Source organism: Corallococcus sp. RDP092CA (assembly GCF_041903675.1).
Lineage (GTDB): Bacteria > Myxococcota > Myxococcia > Myxococcales > Myxococcaceae > Corallococcus.
Genome location: NZ_JAYESI010000160.1, coordinates 1 through 279 on the forward strand (window position 1 = coordinate 1; position 279 = coordinate 279).

At 66.3% G+C, this 279-nt stretch carries 1 protein-coding gene; it reads right to left on the reverse strand.

The genetic code is table 11. The features are described 5' to 3' along the window. Window positions 1-279, reverse strand: a 279-nt coding sequence (locus U8525_RS34600) for an AMP-binding protein (protein WP_374270993.1), incomplete at both ends; no start/stop codon positions are given.

Genomic DNA, 279 nt, shown 5'->3' on the forward strand with positions numbered 1-279 from the left:
GGTAGTTGGACACGCCCCGGTGCTCAATCGCCACGCCCTTGGGCTTGCCCGTGCTGCCCGACGTGTAGATGACGTAGGCCAGGTTGCCCGCCCCCACCGTCGTCACCGGCGCGTCTTCACGCTCGCGCGAAATGGCACGCTTCCAGTCCCCGTCCAGGCTGATGAGCTGCTGGGTGGTGACGGGCAATTCATCCGCCAGCGCGTCCTGCGTCAGCACCACCGGCACCTGTGTGTCCTCCAGCATGAAGGACAGCCGGTCCAACGGGTACTTCGGGTCCA